Genomic DNA, 20048 nt, shown 5'->3' on the forward strand with positions numbered 1-20048 from the left:
GAGGCCAAGATCGTGCTGCATGTCTCCACCCGGGGTGAAGCCCCGGCGCTCAGCTTTTCCGATGCGCTCCTGACCGGGCTCGCCCGTGACGGCGGGCTCTATCTGCCACAAAGCTGGCCCGCGCTCACGACGACGGAGATCGCCGGTTTCGCCGGGAAACCCTATACGGCCGTGGCCGAGCGCGTGCTCGGCACATTGAGCGACGGCGACATCGAGAGCGGCGCGCTCTCCGGCATGATCCACCAGGCCTATGCCGGCTTCCGCCATCCGGCCGTCTGCCCGCTGACGCAGATTGGCGACAACCTTTTCGTGCTGGAGCTCTTCCACGGCCCGACGCTCGCCTTCAAGGACGTGGCGATGCAGCTGCTCGGCCGGCTGATGGACCATGTGCTCAGCCAGCGCGGCCAGCGCGCCACCATCGTCGGTGCGACGTCCGGCGACACCGGCGGCGCCGCGATCGACGCCTTCAAGGGGCTGAAGAGCGTCGATGTCTTCATCCTCTACCCGCAGGGCCGCGTCTCCGACGTGCAGCGCCGGCAGATGACGACGGTCGATGCGCCGAACGTCCACGCCATCGCGATCGAAGGCACCTTCGACGACTGCCAGAACCTCGTGAAGGCGATGTTCAACCATCATGCCTTCCGCGACGAGATCGGGCTGTCGGGCGTGAATTCGATCAACTGGGCGCGCATCGCCGCGCAGGTCGTCTACTACTTCACCTCGGCCGTCTCGCTCGGCGGGCCGGGGCGCAAGGTCACCTTCACCGTCCCGACCGGCAATTTCGGCGACATCCTCGCTGGCTGGGTCGCCAAGCAGATGGGCCTGCCGATCGAACGGCTGATCATCGCGACCAACAGCAACGACATCCTGGCGCGGACCCTCGAAACCGGCGTCTACGAGATGCGCGGCGTCGCGGCAACGACCTCGCCCTCGATGGACATCCAGATCTCCTCGAATTTCGAGCGGCTGCTGTTCGAGGCGCATGGCCGCGACGGCGGCGCCGTGCGCCGGCTGATGCAGTCGCTGCAGCAGTCCGGCCGCTTCGAGATCGCGGGTGAACCGCTTCAGCGCATCCGCGGCGAATTCGATGCCGCCTCGCAGAACGAGGAACAGGTCGCCGCCGAGATCAAGAAGGGCTGGAGCGAGGCCGGCTATCTGCTCGACCCGCATACTGCGATCGGCGTCGGCGCCGCACGGCAGGCGCTCAAGCGCGATCCGGCGACGCCGATGATCGTGCTCGGCACCGCCCATCCCGCCAAATTCCCGGCCGCCGTGAAGGCTGCGAGCGGCGTCGCGCCGGAGCTGCCCGCCCATCTCGCCGACCTGATGGAGCGCAAGGAGCGGCTGACGCTGCTGCCGAACGATCTCGGCAAGGTCGAAAGCTTCGTGCGCGAGCATGCGCGCGCCGTCCGCGGAGCGGCAGCGTGAGCACCACTACTCCGGTCGAGGCCATCGAGCTCGCCGCGCCCGCGCGGCCTGAAGGCGCCCATGACCCCGACGTCGCGCTGACCGCCCTGCCCTCGGGCCTGCGCATCGTCTCGCAGCGCATGGACCATGCCGCTACCGTGTCGCTCGGCATCTGGATCGGCGCGGGCTCGCGCGACGAGCTGCCGCATGAGCACGGCCTCGCCCATCTGCTCGAGCACATGGCGTTCAAGGGCACGGCGCGGCGCAACGCCCGCCAGATCGCCGAGGAGATCGAGGGCGTCGGCGGCGATCTCAATGCCGCGACCAGCGTCGAATACACCTGTTACACCGCCCGCGTTCTCGGCACCGATCTCGCGCTTGCCGTCGACATCCTCGCCGACATCATCACCTCGCCCGCCCTCACCGAGGAGGAGCTGAAGCGCGAGAAGGGCGTGATCCTGCAGGAGATCTCCGCCGTTCAGGACACGCCCGACGACCTCGTCTATGACCGCTTCCTGCAGGCGGCCTTCCCCGACCAGCCGATCGGCCGGCCGATCCTCGGCACGGCCAAGACGGTGCAGAGCTTCACGCCCGAGGCGATCCAGGCCTATCTGGCCCGCAACTACCATGCCGGCAACATGGTGCTCGCCGCCTCCGGCGCCGTCAGCCATGACGAGCTGGTCGCGCTCGCTCGCGAGCATCTGTCGAAGCTACCTGCGCGCCCCGCCAAGATGCCGGAGCGCGAGCCTGGTAAATATCGCGGCGGCGAGGCGCGCATCGGCAGCGACGAGGAGCAGGTGCATCTCGTGCTCGGCCTGCCCGGCAAGCCCTTCACCGGCGGCGCGCATTATCCCCTGCAGATCTTCGCTTCGGTGCTGGGCGGCGGGCTGTCTTCGCGGCTGTTCCAGGAGGTGCGCGAGCAGCGCGGCCTGGCCTATGCGATCGATGCCTTCCACTGGCCCTTCTCCGATTGCGGCGTCTTCGGCATCGGCGCCGGCACCGCGCCGGAAGATGCAAACGAGCTGATCGAGGTCGCGCTCGCCTGCCTGCGCCAGGCGGCGGAGGATGTCAGCGAGATCGAAGTGGCGCGGGCCCGCGCGCAGATGAAGGTCGGGCTGCTCGCCTCGCTCGAAAGCCCCGGCGGCAAGCTGGAGCAGATGGCACGGCAGGTGCTGATCTTCGGCCGGGCGATCCCGCGCGAGGAACTCGCCGCCCGGCTCGACGCGGTGACGCTGGAGGATGTGCGCGCCGCAGGCCGCTCGCTGCTCGGCCACCAGCCGACCATCGCGGCGATCGGCCCGATCCACGGCATTCCCGCAGCCAAGCGCCTGCGCCAGGCAGCCCGGGCAGCGGACTGAACGGCGATGGCGCTCTTCCGTTTCCCGAGCGAGCCGCCGAGCCGCCCGCTGATCCGGACGCCGAATCTCTATCTGCGTGCGCCGCAGGCCAGCGACTACTCCGCCTGGGCCGTGCTGCGCATCGAAAGCCGCGACTTCCTGACGCCCTGGGAGCCGACCTGGAACGAGGACGACCTGACCCGGACCTCGTTCCGGCTGCGCGCCAAGCGGGCGGCGCGCGAGATCGCCAGCGACGAAGCCTATTCGCTGTTCATCTTCGAAGCCCATACGGAGGCGCTGCTCGGCGGGCTGACCCTCGGCCTGATCCGCCGCGGCGTCGCCCAGGCCTGCACGCTCGGCTACTGGATGGGCAAGCGCCATGCCGGCAAGGGCCACATGACCGAGGCCGTGCGCGGCGCGGTGCGCTTCGCCTTTTCCGAGCTTGCGCTGCATCGGGTCGAAGCCGCCTGCCTGCCGAACAACGAGCCGTCGCGCCGCCTGCTGGAGCGGGTCGGATTCCAGTACGAGGGGCAGGCGCGCGCCTATCTCAAGATCAACGGCGCCTGGGCCGACCATCTGCTCTACGCCATGCTTTCGGGCGACGCGTTGCCCAGAGAGAAACCGTGAAGGCAGCGGTTGACCACAGCCGCGCTTTGCCTTGCCCTTGCCATGAGCGGCCAGTAGGGATTTTCGTTCAAGTTCGAATGATCGTCTCCCGCCTGATAGCCGAGCACAGCTTGTCCATTTCCGAGCGCATCCTCCGGATCGGCCTCGCCGTCGCCGGCCTTGCCTTATGGTTCAGTTTCGCGATCGTGACGCCGGCCAGCGCCGTCGATGCGGTGCGCGTGCCGGTCGACGTGCCGGTGATCGATCTCACCAATGTCGTCGAGCGCAACAAGTCCGACGGCGACGTCATCCAGATCTCGACCGCGCCGGGGCCGGACGGCATCGTCCGCCGCATCGCGGTCAGGGCGCGCGAATCGGGCGCCAGGCCGGACTGGATCGTCTTCGCGCTGACGAATGATTCCGACGAGCAGATCGACCGGCTGCTGGTTGCGCCTTTCCACCGCCTGATCGGTTCCGGCGTGGTCTGGCCCGATCTCGGCGACAAGCGCATCGAGGCGGTGACGGCGAGCCAGGGCCTCTCGCCGGATCGTGAAGCCAGCCCCGACGCCGACGTCTTCCTGATCACGCTCGACCCCGGCACAACCGTCACTTTCGTGGCCGAGCTGAAATCGCCGAACCTGCCGCAGCTCTATCTGTTCGAGCCGGAAGCCTATCGCCAGAAGACCAACGGGCTGACCCTCTACAAAGGCATCATCATCGGCATCGCCGGCCTGCTCGCGCTGTTCCTGACCATCATCTTCGTGGTCAAGGGCGCGGTGATCTTTCCGGCCGCCGCAGCGCTCGCCTGGGCGGTGCTGGCCTATGCCGGTCTCGATTTCGGGTTCTTCCAGCGCCTTTTCCCGCTCACGCCCGCGATCGAGCGCATCTACCGGGCCGGTGCGGAAGTCGTGCTCGCCGCGACGCTCCTCGTTTTCCTGTTCGCCTATCTCAACCTGTCACGCTGGCATGTGCGCTACGGCCATGTCACCGCGATCTGGATCATCGGCCTGGCCGGCCTGATCGGCCTGGCCGTCTTCGACGCGCCAATGGCTTCCGGCATCGCGCGCATCTCGATTGCCGCCGTCGCCGCCGTCGGCTTCGTGCTCGTCGTGCATCTGGCGACGCATGGCTACGAGCGGGCGGTGATGCTGATCCCGACCTGGTTCCTGCTCGCTGTCTGGGTCACGGCAGCGAGCTTCACCGTGACCGGGCAGTTCCAGCGCGATCTGGTGGCGCCGGCCCTGCTGGGCGGCCTCGTGCTGATCGTGCTGCTGATCGGCTTCACCGTGATCCAGCACGCCTTCGCCGGCGGCGCCATCTCGCAGGGGCTGGTCTCGGACACCGAGCGGCGGGCGCTGGCGCTTTCCGGCTCCGGCGACCTCGTCTTCGACTGGGACGTCAGCTCCGACAAGGTCTTCGTCTCGCCCCAGATCGAGACGCTGCTCGGCCTGCCCAAGGGCGCGCTCGAAGGCTCGGCCGCGCGCTGGCTGGAGCACATGCATGTCGCCGACCGTGACCGCTACCGCGTCACGCTCGATGCCGTGCTGGAGCAACGCCGCGGCAAGCTCAATCTCGACCTGCGCCTGCGCGCCGCCAACGGCGCCTATCACTGGTTCAACGTCAAGGCGCGGCCCGTCATCGGCTCCGATGGCGAGGTCATCCGCGTCATCGGCACGCTCTCCGACGTCACCGAGCAGCGCACGGCCCAGGAGCGGCTGCTGCACGACGCCGTCCACGACAACCTGACCGGATTGCCCAACCGCAAGCTGTTCCAGGATCGGCTTGGCGCGATCTTCGGCTTCACCCGCGCCGACGACAATATCCGCCCGACCGTGCTCGTCATCGATGTCGATCGCTTCAAGCAGGTCAATGAATCCGTCGGTTTCTCGGCCGGCGACTCGATCCTGCTGACGTTGGCGCGGCGTCTTGGCCGGCTGCTCAGAGCGCAGGACACGCTCGCCCGCATCGGTGGCGACACCTTCGCGATGATCCTGGTATCGGAGCGCGATCCCGAGCGCATCCTGGCACTGGCCGAGCTGGTGCGTCGGGCCGTCTCGACGCCGATCACCTATGCCGAGCGCGAGATCGTGCTGACCCCCTCGATCGGGCTCGCCCTGTTCGACCCCTCCCCGGCTGCGCGCAAGGACGATGCGCTGAAGAACGCCGAGCTCGCCATGGCCCATGCCAAGCGCCAGGGCGGCAACAAGATCGAGGTCTTCGTTCCGGCGATGCGGACCGACCGCAATGACAGGCTCGCGCTGGAAAGCGACCTGCGCCGGGCGATCGAACGCAACGAGATCCAGGTCATGTACCAGCCGATCGTCCGGCTGGAGGACCGCACCATCGCCGGGTTCGAGGCGCTGGTGCGTTGGGACCATCCGCGCGAGGGCCGGCTGATGCCGCAGGACTTCCTCGCCATCGCCGAGGAAACCGGGCTGATCGTCGATCTTGGCATCTACGTGATGGACAAGACGGCACGCGAGCTCGAAGCCTGGCAGGCGGCACTCGAAGTCGACCCGCCGATTTTCGCCAGCGTCAATGTCTCGAGCCGACAGCTGCTGCGCCATGATCTCTTGCATGACGTGAAGACCGTGCTCGGGCGGCGGCGCGTGCTGCCGGGCACGCTCAAGCTCGAGATCACCGAGAGTCTGGTGATGGAGAACCCGGAATATGCCGCGCAGATGCTGCAGCGCATTCGCGACCTCGGCGCCGGTCTTTCCCTCGATGATTTCGGGACGGGCTATTCCTCGCTGTCTTATCTGCAGCGCTTCCCCTTCGACACGATCAAGATCGACCAGAGCTTCGTGCGGCAGATGGGCAATGGCCGCCCGCCGGTGATCCTGCGCTCGATCGTGCAACTCGCCTCCGATCTCGGCATGGATGTCGTGGCCGAGGGCGCGGAGAGCGAGTCCGATGCGATCGAGCTCTACCAGATCGGCTGCCAATACGCGCAGGGCTACATCTTCGGCCAGCCGATGACCGCGGCCGAGGCGCGACGCCTGATGGGCGCGACGGCTGCGGCGGCAACGGAAGCGGCTTAAACCTCCACCGTCATTGCGAGGAGCGGAGCGACGAAGCAATCCAGGAGGACTGGGTGGAACGCTTCAGCCCAGTCCTCCTGGATTGCGTCGCTTCGCTCGCAATGACGGTCGCGCAAACCGACCCGAGCGAAAGCCCTCCACCCCGGCGAGCGCCGACCCTCAGGCGTGGCCGGCGTCGCGGGAGAGGAACGCAGGCTCGATGCCGAGCTTGTTCAGCGCCCGCTGATATTTCGTCTCGACGCTCTCGTCGAACAGCAGAGCCGGATCGGCTGGACAGTGCAGCCAGCCATTCGACTGGATCTCCGCCTCGAGCTGGCCGGCGGCCCAGCCGGCATAGCCGAGAGCGAGGACGGCATTTTCCGGTCCGCTGCCAATCGCGATGGCGCGCAGGATATCGAGCGTCGCCGTCAGGCAGATGCCGTCATCGATGGGAAGCGTTGCCGATTCAAGGAAGAAATCCGCCGTATGCAGCACGAAGCCGCGCTTGGTCTCGACCGGGCCGCCGCGCAGCACCTGCATCTTCTCGGCGCGGCTCGGCAACCGGATGATCTCCTCCGACGGAATGACGTCGAGCTGAACGAGCAGATCCGGAAACCTGGTGTCGCCCGCGGGCTTGTTCACGATGATGCCCATGGCGCCGTCCTCGGAATGCGCGCAGACATAGACGACGCTGCGGCTGAAGCGCGTGTCGGCCATGCCGGGCATCGCGATAAGGCATTGCCCGTCCAGATAGCTGCGGCCGCCGAGGCGGGGTTGTGAGCCGATCTTCATCCTCCATATGGTAGAGGCTGTCGGGGAGTCTCGGCAAGGCTGGATGTAAACCAACGGCCTCCGGCCTCGCACAAATCCGACATCAGGGTCCCGCTCCCCGGCAGGGCGTGGTGGTGCGGCCCTCTTCCTTTGTATCGCGATTGCGCCCCATTCCTGCGCAACGATACGGGTCTTGAGAGGCTGGCCAATACAGGACATGAGACGCAGGTTTTGTTCGCTTTTCGGCTTCGCAATGGGTAAGGCAGGGTGGTGAACCGCGTTCTTTCCCTGCTGGCCATGGCGCCCCTCGCGCTCGGCGTTGCCGCGCATGCGCAGGAGGCAACGACCGAAGCCGCCATGTCGCCCTGGTCGACGAGCGAGCATGCGAAGCTACGACTGATCGCCGGCCCGACCACGCCGACAGGCAAGCAGCGCGTCGGCGTCGAGATCATCATGTCGCCGGGCTACAAGACCTATTGGCGCAGCCCCGGCGAGTTCGGCGTGCCGCCGAGCTTCGACTGGTCGGGCTCGACCAATATCGGCGGACTCGACGTGCGCTGGCCCGTTCCGGAGCGGTTTCAGGATTCGGCCGGCTATTCCATCGGTTATGTCGGGGAGGTCGTGATTCCGATCTCGGTCCAACCGGTCGATCCGTCCCGGCCCGTCATGATCGTGCTCAAGCTTGATTATGCGGTCTGCGAGAAGATCTGCATTCCCGCCAGGGGCGAGGCCAGCCTGTGGCTCGAGCCAGGCGTCACGACCGTGACATCGCCGCGGCTGGAGAGTTTCGAGGCGCGCGTTCCAGTGTCGGTGAAGCCGGGCCCGCACAAGGATAAGACCGCCATCCTCGACGCGACGCTCGACGACACCGTCATCGATCCCGGATTGCGTCTGATCCTGCAGGCCCCGCCAGAGGGCAAGATCCAGGACATCTTCGTCGAGGGTCCCGGCCAATGGTCCTTCGGCAAATCCCGGCTGACGCCGCAGGGCGACGGCACGGTCATTGCCCAGATCCGCATCAACGAGCGCCCGAAGAGCGCTGCGGGCCCCTTTCCCCTGATCTTCACCATTCGCGGGACGCCCAAGCCCGTCGAGACGCGGCTCGAACTCGACATCCCCGCCGGCAAGCCCTAATTCGGAGGCGGGCGGCCTAAGCGATCTCTGGGCCGCAGGTCTCACGGAGAAAGACGCAATGACGATCCAGGTGGGTGACAAGCTTCCGCAGGCGACGTTCCGCGTTATGACCGCCGATGGCCCGGCGGCCAGGACGAGCGACGACCTGTTCAAGGGCCGGAAGGTCGTGCTCTTCGCCGTGCCAGGCGCCTTCACGCCGACCTGCCACAAGAACCATCTGCCCGGCTATCTGGCCAAGGCCGACGAGATCAAGGCCAAGGGCGTCGACGCCATTCTGGTGACCTCCACCAACGACGTCTTCGTTCTGGACGCCTGGTCGAAGGCGACCGGCGGCGCCGGGGTCATCGAGTTCCTTTCGGACGGCAACGCCGATTTCGCCAAGGAGATCGGCCTGTCGATGGACGGCTCGGGCTTCGGCATGGGTACGCGCTCGCGCCGCTATTCGATGCTGGTCGAAGACGGCGTCGTGAAGTCCCTCAACGTCGAGGAAGCGGCCGGCAAGGCCGACGCCTCCGGCGCCGAGACCATGCTCGGCCAGCTCTGAGTTTTCCGAACCGCTAGTCATTGAGCCCGTGCGAGCCTCTCGCACGGGCTTTTGCATGGTGTTTCCTTCCTGCGGTGATCGATCCGATTTCGGCTTGTCATGAGACAAGATCCGGACTGCCGGCTAGCTTCTGCGGCGGAGGAGAGACCTGCATGCCTGATATCATCATCCGCCCGCTCACCGCTGCCGACCGCGCTGCCTGGACGCCGCTCTGGCACGGCTATCTGACCTTCTACAAGGCGACGCTGCCGCCGGAGCTCGACGAGATCACCTTCAACAGGCTGACCGGCGGTCAGGAGCCGATGGGCGGCTTCATAGCGCTGCAGGGCGACAAGGCGCTCGGCATCACCAACTGGGTGATCCACCGCACGACCTGGAGCGAACGGAACATCTGCTATCTGCAGGACCTGTTCACGGTGCCGGAAGCGCGCGGCACGGGTGTCGGCCGCAAGCTGATCGAGGCCGTGAACGAGATGGCGCGCGCGAAGAACTGCTTCCGTGTCTACTGGCAGACGCATGAGTCGAACCTGCAGGCACAGGAGCTCTACAACAAGGTCGCCGACAAGTCGGGCTTCATCGTCTATCGCCAGCCTCTGGCGTAGCGAGAGGATGCGCGTCGGCAGGGCCTGATGCATTCCAGCCTGCGCTGATGCACGGTGCCGCGTGCATCGGCGCAATCGGCAACGACCACGCAAGCGCCTATATGACGGGAACGGCTTGGGTCGAGCTGCCTTGCAGCGACCATCAAGCCGTCCTTTCCGAGGCGCGTTTCGCGCCTGCATCCAGCGACGGGCGCGTCATGAAGAAGATCGGCTTTCTCTCCTTCGGCCATTGGGCGCCCTCGCCGCAATCCGGCACGCGCTCGGCCGGCGATGCCTTGCTGCAGTCGATCGACCTCGCCGTCGCCGCCGAGGAACTCGGCGCGGACGGCGCCTATGTCCGCGTCCATCATTTCGCCCGGCAACTGGCCTCGCCCTTCCCGCTTCTCGCCGCGATCGGCGCCAAGACGAAACGCATCGAGATCGGCACCGCCGTGATCGACATGCGCTACGAGAACCCGCTCTACATGGCGGAAGACGCGGGCGCGGCCGACCTCATCGCCGGCGGACGGCTCCAGCTCGGCATCAGCCGCGGCTCGCCCGAGCAGGTGATCGATGGCTGGCGCTATTTCGGCTACGAGCCGGCAGAGGGCCAGAGCGATGCCGATATGGGCCGGCGCCATGCCGAGGTGTTTCTCGACATGCTGCGCGGCCAGGGCTTCGCACAGCCCAACCCGCGCCCGATGTTCCCCAATCCGCCCGGTCTGCTGCGGCTCGAACCTCATTCCGAAGGATTGCGCGAGCGCATCTGGTGGGGCGCCGGCTCCAACGCGACCGCCACCTGGGCGGCAAAGCTCGGCATGAACCTGCAGAGCTCGACGCTGAAGGATGACGAGACGGGCGAGCCCTTCCACATCCAGCAGGCAAAGCAGATTCGCGCCTATCGCGAGGCATGGAAGGAGGCGGGCCATGCGCGCCAGCCGCGCATCTCGGTGAGCCGCAGCATCTTCGCCTTGGTCGACGACCGCGACCGCGCCTATTTCGGCCGCGGCAACCAGAGCGACGACCAGATCGGCTTCATCGACGAGAACACCCGCGCCATCTTCGGACGTAGCTATGCGGCCGAGCCGGACAAGCTGATCAAGGAACTGGCGAAGGACGAGGCGATCGCCGAGGCCGATACGCTATTGCTCACCGTGCCGAACCAGCTCGGCGTCGACTACAATGCCCATGTGATCGAAGCGATCCTGAAGCATGTCGCGCCGGCTCTCGGCTGGCGCTGAGGGCAATCTTCCGAGCCCGCTACCGCCCCGCTTTGAACGGTGCCATCCCCGCCCGCGCGAGCGCGTCGGCGCGCTCGTTCATCTCATCGCCGGCGTGGCCCTTGACCCATTTCCACTCGATCTTGTGGCGCCCCAGCGCCGTCTCTAGCCGCTGCCAGAGCTCGGCGTTCTTGACCGGCTTCCTGTCGGCGGTCTTCCAGCCATTTTTCTTCCAGCCATGGATCCAGCCGGTGATGCCCTGGCGCAGATACTGGCTGTCGGTGTGCAGCGCGACCGTGCAGGGGCGCTTCAACGCCTCCAGCGCCGATATCGCTGCCATCAGCTCCATGCGGTTGTTGGTGGTCTGCGCCTCGCCGCCGGAGAGTTCCTTCTCGACGCCGTTATAGGTGAGGATCGCACCCCAACCGCCGGGGCCAGGGTTTCCCGAGCAAGCGCCGTCGGTCCAGACTTCGACAGTATCGCTCACCGCTTCAGCCCATATTCGCGGGCGTCGACCACCCGTTGGTGGAAGGCAAGCTTGCGGTCGTATTCGAGCGGATCATGCGGCTTGACCAGCGCGCCCGGCGGCACGTTGAGCCAGTCGACGAGGCGCGTGAGCAGGAAGCGCAGAGCCGAACCGCGGCAGAGCTGCGGCAGCGCCTCGATCTCCACCAGACTCAGCGGACGGACGGCCTCGTAGCCGGCAAGCAGCGCCTGTCCCTTGGTCAGGTTGAACGAGCCGTCGGCCTCGAAGCACCAGGAATTCAGGCAGATCGCCAGATCATAGGCATAGGCGTCGGTGCAGGCGAAATAGAAGTCGATCAGGCCTGACAGCCGGCTGCCGATGAAGAAGACATTGTTGGGGAAGAGATCGGCATGGATCACGCCGCGCGGCAGGTCCTTGGGCCAGCTCGCCTCATGCACCGCAATCTCCGCCATGATCCGGCGGGCGAGGCCCGGAGAGACCTTGTCGGCGTCGGGGCCGGCCTGATGCGCGAGCGGACGCCAGCCGGGCACGGAGAGTGCGTTGACCCGCTCCATCGTGAAGTCGGCCCCGGCCTCGTGCAGCAGCGCGAGACCGCGGCCGAGCTCCTGGCAATGGGCGGCGGTGGGGCGGCGGACCGACAGCCCGTCGAGAAAGGTGACGATCGCGGCGGGGCGCCCAGCGAGGCGACCGAGCATCTCGCCGCGGCTGTCCTTCACCGGCTGCGGGCAGATCAGCCCACGCGAGGCGAGGTGCTGCATCAGCCCGAGGAAGAACGGCAGGTCGTCCGGGTTCACCCGCTTCTCGTAGAGGGTGAGGATGTAGGAGCCCTGGGTGGTGTGCAGCAGGTAGTTCGAGTTCTCGACGCCTTCGGCGATACCCTTGGCGGAAAGCAGATCGCCGATGCCATAGCGCGCCACAAAGGCAGCCATCTCGTCATCGGGCACTTCGGTATAGACGGCCAAGATCAGGCTCTCTTGCTAGTTGGTTGATCGCATTTTCTTTACGCGAACCGGTATCCACTTCGCTCGAAAATGCTTCTGCTGGAGTTATTCGGCCGCGGTCGGCGCCGCCTCGCTGCGCAGCTCGCGCGGCAGCGGGAAGAAGACGTTCTCGTCGGCGGTCGAGACGGTCTCGACACGGACCTCGTAGCGCTCGGCGAAGGCGTCGATGATCTCCTCGACCAGCACCTCCGGTGCGCTGGCGCCGGCGGTGATGCCGAGGCTGCGGATATTGCCGAAGATCGACCAGTCGATCTCGTCGGTGCGGAGCACGAGCCGCGCCACGGGGCAGCCGGCGCGTTCGGCCACCTCGCGCAGGCGCTGCGAATTCGAGGAGTTGGGCGAGCCGACCACGATCAGCCCGTCGACCTGCGGGGCGACGCGCTTCACCGCCTCCTGGCGGTTCGTCGTCGCGTAGCAGATATCTTCCTTGTGCGGGGCGATCAGCTCCGGGAAACGGGCCTGCAGCGCCTCGACGATTTCGCGCGTGTCGTCGACCGAAAGCGTGGTCTGCGTGACATAGGCGAGCGGCTGGCCGGTCGGCGGGGTCAGCGCCGCGACGTCCTCCAGCGTCTCGATCAGTGTGATCGCACCCTCGGGGAGCTGGCCCATCGTGCCGATGACCTCGGGGTGGCCGGCATGACCGACGAGCAGGATGTGGCGGCCGCGCTTGTGATGGACCTCCGCCTCGCGATGCACCTTCGTCACCAGCGGGCAGGTGGCGTCGATGGCGAAGAGATTGCGCGCCTTTGCCGCCGCCGGCACCGCCTTGGCGACGCCATGGGCGGAGAAGATCACCGGCCGGGTCTCGTCGGGCACCTCGTCGAGCTCGGCGACGAAGACCGCGCCCTTCCGCTTCAGGGATTCGACGACGTATTTGTTATGGACGATCTCGTGGCGGACATAGACCGGCGCGCCATGGACGCTGAGCGCCTTCTCGACCGCGTCGATGGCGCGCACGACCCCGGCGCAGAAGCCGCGCGGGGCACAGAGCAGAATGTCGAGCGGTGGCTTGGTCACGCGCGGAAAGAACTCCAATCGGTCCCGGTCTTCTTTCGGCGGGATCGGGGCGATGTCAAGGAAGCGAAGCGGCGCAGCCGCTAGCTCACGGTCGATTGCCTCTCGCAGGATCGCCACCGAGGGCCTAGATAGAGCCTTGGCCCGCCGTGCCGTCCCGCCGCGCCAGGCCACCCACGCCCGCCTCCCATAAGAGTTCCGCATGGCCGACGCCGCCTCGCATGTCAGCTTCCTGCCGCCCATCCTGACCTTCTGCGCTGCCGCAGTGATCGCCGTGCCGATCTTCCGCAAGCTCGGGCAGTCGGCGGTGCTCGGCTATCTCGCGGCCGGCATCGTGATCGGCCCTTCCCTGCTGGGCGTGATCAAGGACCCCGACGCCATCCGCAGCACCGCCGAGATCGGCGTGGTGCTGCTGCTCTTCCTGGTCGGCCTCGAGCTGCAGCCGGCGCGCCTCTATTCGATGCGCAAGGACATTCTCGGCACGGGCCTCGCGCAGATGGCGCTCAGCGCCGCCGGCATCGGTCTCCTCGGCTGGTCTTTCGGCCTGTCCGCCGCAGGCGCTGTCGCGGTCGGTGTGGCGCTGGCGCTCTCCGCCACCTCGATCGCGCTGCAGCAGCTCGAAGAGAGGGGCGATGCCGGCGAGACCTACGGCCGGCGCACCTTCTCGATCCTGCTGTTCCAGGATATGGCGATTGCGCCCGTGCTGGCGCTGCTACCCTTGCTCGCCACCACCGGCGGCGCACAGGCCGGCAGCCCGATGCGCGCCCTCGCCAGCCTCGGCATCGCGCTCGGCGCGCTGATCGCGATCATCCTGGCCGGGCGCTATGTGCTGAACCCGTTCTTCCGCATCCTCGCCAATACCGGCGCCAAGGATGTGATGACGGCGGCCGCCCTGCTGATCGTGCTCGGCGCCGCCCTGCTGATGGAGCATGTCGGCCTGTCGATGGCGATGGGCGCCTTCCTCGCCGGCGTGATGCTGGCCGACTCGCATTTCCGGCACGAGCTCGAAGCCGATATCGAGCCGTTCCGCGGTGTGCTGCTTGGCCTGTTCTTCATGGCGGTCGGCATGTCGCTCGACCTGCTGCTGGTCACGACCAACTGGATGCTGTTGGCGGTGGCAGCGCCTCTGCTGGTGCTGTTCAAGATCGCGGTCGTCACCTCGATCCTGCGGATCTCCTGCTCCTCCTGGCTGGAGGCGATCCGGGCCGGCGCCCTGCTCTCGCCGGCCGGCGAATTCGCCTTCGTGCTGTTGCCACTGGGCCTGGCGCAGGGTCTGCTCACGCCGCCGCAGGCGGCCATGGCAACGGCACTCGCCGCGATCAGCATGCTGCTCGGTCCGATCGTCGCCAGGCTGATCGACGCGGTGCTGCTCTCGCGCGTCGCGCCGGAGACGATGGAAGAGGATTTCGACGGGATCAGCGACAGCCAGGTGATGGTGGTCGGCTTCGGCCGCTTCGGCCAGGTGGTGACGCAGGCGCTGCTCCTGCAGCACGTCAACATCACCGTGATCGATTCCGATGTCGAGCAGATCCGCGCCGCCGCCCGCTTCGGCTTCAAGGTCTATTACGGCGACGGGATGCGCCTCGACGTGCTGCGTGCCGCGGGCGCCGGCCGGGTGAAGGTGATCTGCGTCTGCATCGACAACAAGGACGCGGCGCTGCGCATCGTCGAGATGGTCAAGGCCGAGTTCCCGCAGGTGCGCGTGCATGTGCGCGCCTTCGACAGAATCCATGCGATCGACCTGATGAAGGCCAATGTCGATTACCAGATGCGCGAGACCTTCGAATCGGCGCTCGGCTTCGGCCGCGTCACGCTGGAGACCCTGGGCTTGAGCCGCGACGAAGCCGATTTCGTCATCGACCATGTCCGCGATCGCGACGCGCAGCGCATGGAAATCCAGTTCCACGAGGGTATCGCCGCCGCACTGAACCGCGTGCCGCGCGTGACGCCGGAGCCGATCGTCAAGCCGAAGGGCAAGTCCAAGGCCCTCAATGCCGAGACCGAGCAGGTCATCGCCGATGGTGGGGCCGAGGTCTCGGTCGGCGGCGTCGGAGAGCCGGAGCGGTGACCAGCGCCTCGCCCCGGCCGGCGCAGGCCGTCTTCGTCGACGGTTCGCTGATGCGCCATGTCGCCGTGATGACGGGGACGGGCTCGATCGGCCTGATGGCCGTCTTCGTCGTCGACCTCCTGTCGCTGCTCTACGTCTCATGGCTCGGGCGGCCAGAGGCGACGGCCGGTGTCGGCTTCGCCACCATCGTGCTCTATCTGATGGTCTCGGTGAATGTCGGGCTGATGATTGCGGTCGCCGCCCTGACCTCGCGCAGCATTGGCGCCGGCGATCGCGAGGGCGCGCGGCGCATCGCCGCCTCCACAATGGTCCTGATGGCGCTGGTGGCGCTCATGCTGTCGCTTGCCGCGCTGCCGCTGCTTCCCTGGCTGCTGCGCACCATCGGCGCGCGTGACCAATCCTACGCCGTCGCCCTCTCCTTCCTGCACATCACCCTGCCCTCCAACGTGCTGATGGCGATCGGCATGGGCTTCTCCGGCGTGCTGCGCGCCATCGGCGACGCGCGCCGGGCGATGTTCGTCACGCTCGGCGGCGGTATCGCCACTGCCGGGCTCGACCCGCTGCTGATCTTCGGCTTCGGTCTCGGGCCGGACGGCGCTGCGATCGCAATCGTGCTGGCGCGCGTCATCATCGTCGCGATCGGCTTCCACGCAGCCGTGGTCGTTCACGGCATGATGGCCCGGCCACGGCTGAGCTGGATTCGCCAGGACAGCGCCCGGACCTTCGCGATTGCCGGGCCGGCCATCCTGACCAACCTCTCCAACCCGATCGCCAATGCCGTGTTCGCTGGCGTCGTCGCCCGCTTCGGCGATGCGGCGATCGCGGCGCTGGCGATCATGGACCGGCTGGTGCCGGTCGCTTTCGGCGCGGTGTTCGCGCTCTCAGGCGCGGTCGGGCCGATCCTCGGCCAGAACTGGGGCGCCGGCCGCTTCGACCGGATGCGGCGCGGCCTGACGGATTCGGCGATCTTCGCAGCCGGATGCGTCCTGGTTTCCGGGTTGCTGCTGCTTTCGCTGCGCGGCGTCATCGTCTCCGCCTTCCACGCAGCGGGGCTGACGGCGGAGCTGGTCGAGTTCTTCTGCCTGATCGCCGGGCCGATGTGGCTCTTCGTTGGCATGCTGTTCGTCGCCAATGCAGCCTTCAACAATCTCGGCATGCCGTTCCTGTCGACGCTGTTCAGCTGGGGGCGGGCGACGCTCGGCACGATGCCCCTCGCCTTCCTCGGCGCGCAGATCGCCGGGCCGAAGGGTGCGCTGGCGGGCTCGGCGCTGGGTGCGGTCGCCTTTGGCGTGCTGGCGCTGATCTTCGCCTATCGCGGCATCGCCCGGCTGGAGCGCGAGGCCATGCAGCGGCGGGCTACCTTCGATTTGCCAGACAAGGACACCCTGCTATCGTCCGCTCAGGCACGGAACTGAACGCCGGCCTGGGGAGGCGTCCATGATGAATCTGTTCGATATCATGCAATCGGCCCAGAACGGTCGAGCTGTGCCGAATCTCGCCCAGCAATATGGATTGAGTCTGCAGCAGACCCAGGCCGCGCTCGATGCGCTGCTGCCGGCCTTCTCGATGGGGCTGCAGCGACAGACGCAGGACCCCTTCGCCTTCGGCGCGCTGGCCCAGATGATGACGGCCTCTCCCTATGCCCGCTTCTTCGAGGCCGCCGGCAGCGGCATCCCTACCGGCGCGCAGTCGGCCGGGAACGACGTGCTGAGCCAGCTCTTCGGCTCGCGCGAGGTCAGCCAGGCCATCGCAGCTCAGGCGGCGGCGACCAGCGGCGTCAGCCAGGCGATCCTGAAGCAGATGCTCCCGATCATTGCCGCGATGCTGATGGGCGGCCTGTCCAAATCGAGCAGCAATGAAGGGCTCGGCGGCATTCTCGGCCAGTTCGCCGAGATGATGCGCGGCCAGATGCCGGGCATGCAGCCTGCCCCGCAGCAGCCGCAGATGCCGGCCAATCCGTTCGAAGCGATCCTGAAGGGCATGTTCGGTCAGGCTGGGGCCCAGCCTCAAGCGAGCCCTCAGGCCAACCCAACCGACCCGTTCGGCGGCGCGCTCGGCCAGATCCTCGGCGGCATGTTCGGTGGCGCTGCAGCCTCGCAGCCGGAGTCTGCTCCCGCGCCGCGCAGCGCTCCGCCGCGCCGCGCGCCTGCACCCGAGACAGAGCCGGAGGAGGCATCCCCCTCCTCGCTGCCTCCTGGCCCCGGCTCGATCGGCCTCGACGCGCTCAACCAGATGTTCGAGCACGGCCGCCAGATCCAGGACGAGCATCAGAATGCGCTGAAGTCGATCCTGGACGCGATGCTCGGCGGCGGCCAGGGACGCCGCTGAAGCAGAACGGCTGCCGAAGAAGCGGGACAGCAAGCCGATCCCGGCCGGCTGATCACCCAGGCGTCAGGCGCGCAGACGCTCCTCGCCGGCCTGTGCCGCCATGGCGGCAGCCATGCTGCGCAACTCCACGATGTCGTCGCGCGTCCGGAAGCTGGCGACGAGATCGTTGAGGCGTTGGATCTGATTGGCCAGGGCTGTGGCGGAAGCCGCGCTCTGCTCGGCGAGCGCCGCGTTCTGCTGGGTCATCTCGTCCATATGGGCGACGGCCTGGCTCATCTCGTCGATGCCGTAGGCCTGCTCGGTCGCGGCAGCGGAAATCTCCGAGACCGTGGCCGATACCTTGCGCGAGGCCTCGACGATGCGCTCCAGCGCAGCGCCGGCCGAGCGGACAAGGCCGACGCCCTGCGCCACCTCCGTGCCCGATTCGGTGATCAGCGCGGTGATATCCTTGGCCGCCTCGCCCGAGCGTTGAGCGAGCGTGCGGACCTCCGAGGCGACGACGGCGAAGCCCTTGCCAGCATCGCCGGCACGGGCTGCCTCGACCGCCGCATTGAGCGCCAGAAGATTGGTCTGGAAGGCGATCTCGTCGATCACGCTGGTGATGTCGGAGATCTTGCGCGAGGCCGTCTCGATCCTCGCCATGGCGTCGACCGCGTTCTGGACGATGGCTCCGCCCTTGCGCGCCACATCCATCGCCTCCTCGGCAAGCGCGACGGCCTGCTGCGAGGAATGCGCGGAAGCCTTGACGGAGGCCGCAAGCTCCTCGGTTGTCGCAGCAGTTTCCTCCAGCGAGGAAGCCTGCTCCTCGGTGCGCTTCGACAGGTCGTCGGCACCGGTGTTGATCTCCAGCGCGGCGTTGCCGACATCGCCTGAGGTCGCCTGGATCGTGCGGATCGTCTCGGCAAGATGGCCGACCGCGAGATTGAAGTCGTCGCGCAGCTTCTCGTATTCCGCCGCGAGTTCGGCATCGATCCGGCAGGTCAGATCGCCGCGCGAGAGCCGATCCAGCCCTACGGCGAGCGCATCCATCACCTGACGCTGCTCGGTGGCGAGGCGCTCCTGTTCCTGCGAATGGGCAGCGCGCTCCTCCTCGACGATGCGGCGCTGCGCTTCCGAGACCTCGCGGCTCTCGGCCGTCTCGGCTTCGAGCCGCTGCACGGCGAGGCCGTTCTCCTTGAAGACCTGCACGGTCCGCGCCATGGCACCGAGCTCGTCGCGCCGGGCCTGGCCCTCGATCTCGACCGCATAGTTGCCTGCCGCCAGGTCCGCCATCCGCGCCTTGAGCTGATCGAGCGGCTTGGTGATCGACAGGCGGGCGAGCAGCAGCGCGCCAGCAAGGCCGATCAGCGTGCCGACGACGGTCAGGACCAGCATCAGCAGATCGAGCCGCTTGGCCTCGGCATCGAGCGCCTGCGCCGTCGTCTGCGTGTCACCCTTGATCTCGCCGTTGAGCTTCACCGCATCGGCGATGATCGTGCCGAAGGCCCGGTCGAGTTCCGACATCACCGAGAGCGCCGGCAGATCCTCGTCGCGCGCGGCCTGCTTGGTCACGTCATCGATCTTGGGCTTGAGCTCGGTGATCCGCCGCGACAGGGCGTCGAACTCGGCATGCTTCTCGGGGAAGCTGATCTTGGCGTTCACCAGCTGCTGCAGCGCGAGATCGTAGCCCTTCCGGACATCCTCGATGCTGGTGGCGTTCTGCTTCATGAAATCGGGATAGGCGATCGCCTTGTAGAGATCGCGCAGGATGTAGCTCGTCGCCAGCGTCGACTGCGCTGAGTCGAGGATCGCCGTGGCGCGCTGGTCGATCAAATCCGAATAGGTCTTCTGGATGCGGGCATATTCCTGGCCGGCATAGATTGCCGTGCCCAATCCGATCGTTCCCATGACAATGAGCGGGATCGCGATCTTGGTGCGAATCCGCAGATCCTTGAGGCGCAAAGACAGTTTCATGCCGACAGCCCAGATCCGACGCGGCCGCCATCAGGGCGGCGCCGCGGCAGATTTTCGCCAGAATCATGAAATTTGGGTTATTGCGGCTCAGATTTGTTCAAAATTGCATAAAAAAGGGCGGAAGCACGAGGCTCCCGCCCGCAGGGACGCTGCTGCCAAGGGGTCAGGCGCAGCGTGCAACCGCTAAATCGGCTTTGGCGGCCAGCTTCGGCCGTGTCGGCGCATGGAGCTGCGCATGCTCGCGGCGCGCCGCGGCGGCGCCCGCCTGCGCCTGAGAGCGATCCTGGAGCACCGCCGACGGGTCCTTGTACCAGGACGTCGCCAGCGCGCCGGCGATATCGGAGCGCACGAGGCCGATATCCTTGAGGCCGCGCTCGTCGAGCTCGGCAAGGCGCATCACCTCGCGACGGTGGATGAAGGCGCGCACGAGTTGAGCAACCCCGCCGAAACCGGAAATGGCAACGCGCGTGACGCCCGACGAGATGGTCGAGAGCGGCTTCGCGACTAAAGTCATGATCAGCATGACAGCCTCCTGGTACGGAACGGACGGGAAGGGTTGGCTCGGCATCTCCGTCCA

At 67.1% G+C, this 20048-nt stretch carries 17 protein-coding genes; 11 read left to right on the forward strand and 6 right to left on the reverse strand.

The window, feature by feature from the left end:
- The first annotated feature begins 12 nt into the window (after positions 1-12).
- The 4 genes from thrC to FQV39_RS12320 all read left to right on the forward strand — a co-directional run bounded on the left by thrC (position 13) and on the right by FQV39_RS12320 (position 6391).
- Complete coding sequence (gene thrC / locus FQV39_RS12305; protein ID WP_149130551.1) at positions 13-1428, forward strand: threonine synthase; 1416 nt, start codon at positions 13-15, stop codon at positions 1426-1428.
- Between the two features lie 23 nt (positions 1429-1451).
- Positions 1452-2765 carry a M16 family metallopeptidase gene (locus FQV39_RS12310; RefSeq protein ID WP_248313397.1) on the forward strand — a complete coding sequence of 438 codons (1314 nt, stop codon included), beginning with the start codon at positions 1452-1454 and terminating at the stop codon, positions 2763-2765.
- 6 nt (positions 2766-2771) lie between these two features.
- Positions 2772-3371 carry a GNAT family N-acetyltransferase gene (locus tag FQV39_RS12315; RefSeq protein WP_149130552.1) on the forward strand — a complete coding sequence of 200 codons (600 nt, stop codon included), beginning with the start codon at positions 2772-2774 and terminating at the stop codon, positions 3369-3371.
- A 77-nt stretch (positions 3372-3448) separates the two neighbouring features.
- Entirely contained in the window at positions 3449-6391 is a 2943-nt protein-coding gene (locus FQV39_RS12320; protein ID WP_149130553.1) for an EAL domain-containing protein, read from the forward strand.
- Between the two features lie 159 nt (positions 6392-6550).
- On the opposite strand, the gene FQV39_RS12325 is transcribed toward FQV39_RS12320, so the two are convergent.
- Complete coding sequence (locus FQV39_RS12325; protein ID WP_149130554.1) at positions 6551-7162, reverse strand: YqgE/AlgH family protein; 612 nt, start codon at positions 7160-7162, stop codon at positions 6551-6553.
- Positions 7163-7411: 249 nt separating this feature from the next.
- Here FQV39_RS12325 and FQV39_RS12330 point away from each other — a divergent pair, with 249 nt between their 5' ends.
- The 4 genes from FQV39_RS12330 (at position 7412) to FQV39_RS12345 (ending at position 10641) form a co-directional block, all read left to right on the forward strand.
- The gene (locus FQV39_RS12330) at positions 7412-8275 is read left to right on the forward strand and encodes a protein-disulfide reductase DsbD domain-containing protein (protein WP_149130555.1); all 864 of its coding nucleotides are present in this window, start codon (positions 7412-7414) and stop codon (positions 8273-8275) included.
- A 58-nt stretch (positions 8276-8333) separates the two neighbouring features.
- Positions 8334-8819 carry a peroxiredoxin gene (locus FQV39_RS12335; RefSeq protein ID WP_149130556.1) on the forward strand — a complete coding sequence of 162 codons (486 nt, stop codon included), beginning with the start codon at positions 8334-8336 and terminating at the stop codon, positions 8817-8819.
- Positions 8820-8971: 152 nt separating this feature from the next.
- On the forward strand, positions 8972-9421 hold the full coding sequence (locus tag FQV39_RS12340; RefSeq protein WP_149130557.1) for a GNAT family N-acetyltransferase: 450 nt from the start codon (positions 8972-8974) through the stop codon (positions 9419-9421).
- 197 nt (positions 9422-9618) lie between these two features.
- Positions 9619-10641 (forward strand): LLM class flavin-dependent oxidoreductase, encoded by a 1023-nt coding sequence (locus FQV39_RS12345; RefSeq protein ID WP_149133811.1) that lies wholly within the window; start codon positions 9619-9621, stop codon positions 10639-10641.
- A 19-nt stretch (positions 10642-10660) separates the two neighbouring features.
- On the opposite strand, the gene rnhA is transcribed toward FQV39_RS12345, so the two are convergent.
- The 3 genes from rnhA to ispH form a co-directional block, all read right to left on the reverse strand.
- On the reverse strand, positions 10661-11107 hold the full coding sequence (gene rnhA, locus FQV39_RS12350; RefSeq protein ID WP_149130558.1) for a ribonuclease HI: 447 nt from the start codon (positions 11105-11107) through the stop codon (positions 10661-10663).
- Positions 11104-12069 (reverse strand): homoserine kinase, encoded by a 966-nt coding sequence (locus FQV39_RS12355; RefSeq protein WP_149130559.1) that lies wholly within the window; start codon positions 12067-12069, stop codon positions 11104-11106. The genes rnhA and FQV39_RS12355 overlap by 4 nt, the downstream gene beginning before the upstream one ends.
- Before the next feature lie 84 nt (positions 12070-12153).
- The gene (gene ispH, locus FQV39_RS12360; RefSeq protein ID WP_187640259.1) at positions 12154-13125 is read right to left on the reverse strand and encodes a 4-hydroxy-3-methylbut-2-enyl diphosphate reductase; all 972 of its coding nucleotides are present in this window, start codon (positions 13123-13125) and stop codon (positions 12154-12156) included.
- A gap of 199 nt (positions 13126-13324) precedes the next feature.
- On the opposite strand from ispH, the gene FQV39_RS12365 reads away from it, so the two are divergent.
- The 3 genes from FQV39_RS12365 to FQV39_RS12375 are packed head-to-tail and all read left to right on the forward strand — an operon-like array spanning position 13325 to position 17518.
- On the forward strand, positions 13325-15190 hold the full coding sequence (locus FQV39_RS12365) for a monovalent cation:proton antiporter-2 (CPA2) family protein (RefSeq protein ID WP_149130560.1): 1866 nt from the start codon (positions 13325-13327) through the stop codon (positions 15188-15190).
- Positions 15187-16605 (forward strand): MATE family efflux transporter, encoded by a 1419-nt coding sequence (locus tag FQV39_RS12370; protein ID WP_248313341.1) that lies wholly within the window; start codon positions 15187-15189, stop codon positions 16603-16605. The genes FQV39_RS12365 and FQV39_RS12370 overlap by 4 nt, the downstream gene beginning before the upstream one ends.
- A 22-nt stretch (positions 16606-16627) precedes the next feature.
- The gene (locus tag FQV39_RS12375) at positions 16628-17518 is read left to right on the forward strand and encodes a DUF937 domain-containing protein (protein ID WP_149130561.1); all 891 of its coding nucleotides are present in this window, start codon (positions 16628-16630) and stop codon (positions 17516-17518) included.
- A 63-nt stretch (positions 17519-17581) separates the two neighbouring features.
- Here the strand turns inward: FQV39_RS12375 and FQV39_RS33510 are convergent, their stop codons facing one another.
- Entirely contained in the window at positions 17582-19471 is a 1890-nt protein-coding gene (locus FQV39_RS33510; protein ID WP_210251203.1) for a methyl-accepting chemotaxis protein, read from the reverse strand.
- 163 nt (positions 19472-19634) lie between these two features.
- The gene (locus FQV39_RS12385) at positions 19635-19994 is read right to left on the reverse strand and encodes a DUF1127 domain-containing protein (RefSeq protein WP_248313342.1); all 360 of its coding nucleotides are present in this window, start codon (positions 19992-19994) and stop codon (positions 19635-19637) included.
- Positions 19995-20048: the final 54 nt, after the last annotated feature.

Origin of the sequence: Bosea sp. F3-2 (assembly GCF_008253865.1) — a bacterium.
Taxonomy (GTDB): Bacteria; Pseudomonadota; Alphaproteobacteria; order Rhizobiales; family Beijerinckiaceae; genus Allobosea.